This is a genomic window from Candidatus Roseilinea sp. NK_OTU-006, from assembly GCF_012931985.1.
Classification (GTDB): Bacteria; Chloroflexota; Anaerolineae; order J036; family Brachytrichaceae; genus JAAFGM01.
Window position 1 is genome coordinate 1 of the sequence record NZ_JAAFGM010000075.1, and the last position, 3,235, is coordinate 3,235.

Genomic DNA, 3,235 nt, shown 5'->3' on the forward strand with positions numbered 1-3,235 from the left:
CTCGATGACGGCGCCGGGCGTTACCGTCGTTCCGCTCACTGGCGTGGCGCTCTTGACCAGCCGGTAGCAGTCCTGCGGCGGTGGTGTGGGGTTCGGCGCGCATTGGAAGAAGCGCGCGTATTGCACGTAGTTCTCGAACAGCGTTTGTCCTTTGGCGGTCATCTTATCCGGCCCATCCGAGAAGCCCCACAAGAAGTGGCAGCCCTCTCGAATCAAGCTGGCGTGATCGGGTGCGGGTGGCTCGAGGCCGATCGGTTGTGCATCGGCCGGCACGCCGGCGCCGAGGAAGATGCCGACTTCATTGCTGGGATTGTTGTAAACCCTGATCGGATCGGGCGGCAACCCCGCGAAGATCGAGGGAGGTGCGCCTGCCGCGCGATTCACCAGCGCCTGCGGCCCATGCCAGCCTTGCGGCCAGCCGATGAAGGCGGGCACCTGGCCGAAGAAAGCGTAACCGCCCTCGCCAATGCCGAGGATGGGCTTGCGCGCGACGAGGATCTTGGCGACTTGCGCCGCGGTACTCGGTGGGATGCCCCAGGTGTTCAGGCTGCCGGTGTCGTCGGCGATGATCGTCAAATCGAATGCACCGAAGTCCGTGCTCAGCACCAGGCCTAGCGGCACAATCGTGACGGCATAGCCTTTGCTGACGAGAAAGTTGCGGTAGCTAAGGATCTCTGGCGTGTCGCGCCGGATGACGTAGGCGATGTTGCCTGGTGGAACGATCTGGCCGCGCGCACCGGCGTTGGCCGGCGCGGATTGCGTGATCGCGGTCGCCGCTGCCAATGCACCGGCGCAGGCGGCTCGAAGGAAGCGTTTGCTGATGCTCATACTTGCCTTGCTCCTATGCCGCGGCATCGCACACGCGTGTGGAAGGACGACCGTGCGATGAGGGAACGGGCGAAGTGAGATGTCGCGGCGCTCAGAAATTTGCCGCGCATCATTGTGCGCTTCACGCCTCAGCAGGGCTTTCCATTTCGGCGGATTTGCTTTCCACCGCCGGGTTCGGCAAGACTACCGGAGTTTGCCACCGCCGCGCACTTGCTTCTTCAGTTGTGCCATGCGGCGCAGGCGTTTGCGCTCCTGAGGTGTGAGTTGTGGCGCTGAGGACTGAGGCTTTGGCGGCGCAGGCTCTTTGAAGATCTCTGCCCAGGCACTGACCTCCGCTGCGCCGGCGACCGGCTTTTCGTCATCGGGCATGGCATTCAGCGTCCGCCTCAACTCGCGCTCGAATTCGGCTGATGAGCGCACGCGCACGCCGCACTGCCTTGTGAAGTTGGCCAGCGCGCCGTCCGAAGTGACCACGATCAGCCCGCGCCGATCTTTGACCTCTCCGACGATATCGCGGATGACGTCGTCGGCCTTGCGCCACGCCTGGGCGTAAATCACTTCCAGCCGGCCCTCGCGAAATCGGCCGTAGTCGAAGCTAACGGGGTCACTGTCTGGGCCGGGGTCGAAGACGACGGTGATCTCCCTGCCGGTGCGCGCAATGTAGGCTTTCAGCCGGGCGATCAGCTTGGCTTCGTCGTTCGGGTCGCTCAACGAGAGGTCAGGGCTGTGGCCGATCAGGTTGTGACCGTCAATCAACAAGGGCATTACGCGGATTATAAAAAGCATGTCTGAGGCGTAAGTGATGAGCGCCCAACGTGATCGAGCGATGTTCGCCTTAGTCGCGCCGGGATCAATCCCAGCGCTGAGCATACGGGCGAGCCGCGCGCATCCCGCCCGCTTTCGGCCCAGGCGTTTACGTCGGGGCAGGTCTGCTACATCTGCCCCCGTTGGCGAATGCACTATAGAACGCATGTCCTATAATCGCGACGATGGCCAACGACCGCCCATCCGAAACGCCGCGTGTAATATCCGGCGCGAGCCTGCCCAACGATGACGGCGCGCTCGACCGCGCCCTGCGGCCGCAAACGCTCGACGAGTTGATCGGCCAGGACAAGGTGCGCGAAAACCTGCGCGTGATGATCCAGGCTGCGAAAGCACGCGGCGATGCGTTGGATCACATCCTGATCTATGGACCTCCGGGTTTGGGGAAGTGCATCAGAGGAGATAGCTTGGTCTTGACCGGTGAGGGGATCAAGCCGTTGCAGAGCTTCGCACCCGATGACTTACTCCCCCAGCATGCTGCGCCTCTGTCTGTACGCGTCAGAGGGGTGGACGGCGATGCGCTGACTTCCCATGTATTTCGAAACGGTCGCACTGCAACGATTCGCCTGCGCACACGCTCCGGCTTCGAAATCGAAGGTACCTCGAATCATCCCATCCTAGTAGCCACTGAATTTGGGCCGCGCTGGAAGCCGTTGGGTGAGTTGACGGCGAACGATTTCGTTGCTATCGCGCGTGACACCCAATTGTGGGGGCAGCCCGTTCAGATAGATTTTCAACCGGATGAGCTTCGTCCTGCTGCGCGGAGTGTGCGCACGGAACGCCGCGTCGCAGCGTTATACGATTCGCTTACTCAGAATTACGGTCGTGCTCCAAGCGGGGCGGAACTGGAGTACGCTTACGCGGGACGCAACCATGTCAATCCGTCGGTTGTAGCCGCAGCAAAGCGCCTCGGGCTGCCGCTCGTGGACGGCCGGCGGTTTCAAAACTCCCTGAGTAAGATCAGGCCGACCATAGATGTGCCTGCGCCGGTGTGGCAGACGCCCGCCTCGTTGAATCCCGATCTCGCCTATCTCATGGGATTGTTGGTAGGTGATGGCCATTTCGAAAAGGGTTCAGCGATGCCGGCATGCGACATTACAACCAGCGAGCCGCAGATTCAATCTGAAGTGTGCAGGATTTGTCAGGAACAATTCGGTTGGCAACCTCGTGTCCGCATGTATCCGAACCGCCCACCGCGCATCCGATTCAGCCAGAATTTTGGTCGGCTGATGCTTGCACTGGGCATGCGCCCTGTGCTCGCGGGCGAGAAGACGATTCCGCACGCCGTTTTGGCCAGTCCGGCGGCAGTCGTGCGTGGTTTCTTACAAGGATTATTCGACGCGGGTGCACATGCTTGGCCGAATCAGGGGTATGTGGATTTCGTCACTAAATCTGCTCGGCTCGCGCGTGAGGTGCAAATCGTGCTGGCTAATTTCGGCATCATCGCGCTCCGTACCGAGAAAGTGGTCAAGGGGCAAACTTATCAACAACTCTTCATTGGCGGGCGTGACGCAGAGCTTTTCTTCGAGCGGATCGGATTCCGGCTCGAGCGTAAACAGGCGCAGGGTGCATCACTCAAGCGACC

At 61.3% G+C, this 3,235-nt stretch carries 3 protein-coding genes; 1 reads left to right on the forward strand and 2 read right to left on the reverse strand.

What is annotated here, in order from left to right:
- Positions 1-828: hypothetical protein (locus GXH28_RS15385; protein ID WP_169239898.1), on the reverse strand; the 828-nt coding region annotated here is incomplete at its 3' end.
- A gap of 183 nt (positions 829-1,011) precedes the next feature.
- On the reverse strand, positions 1,012-1,593 hold the full coding sequence (locus GXH28_RS15390) for an NYN domain-containing protein (protein WP_169239899.1): 582 nt from the start codon (positions 1,591-1,593) through the stop codon (positions 1,012-1,014).
- 224 nt (positions 1,594-1,817) lie between these two features.
- Here GXH28_RS15390 and GXH28_RS15395 point away from each other — a divergent pair.
- On the forward strand, positions 1,818-3,235 hold a 1,418-nt coding region (locus tag GXH28_RS15395; RefSeq protein WP_169239900.1), incomplete at its 3' end, for an LAGLIDADG family homing endonuclease.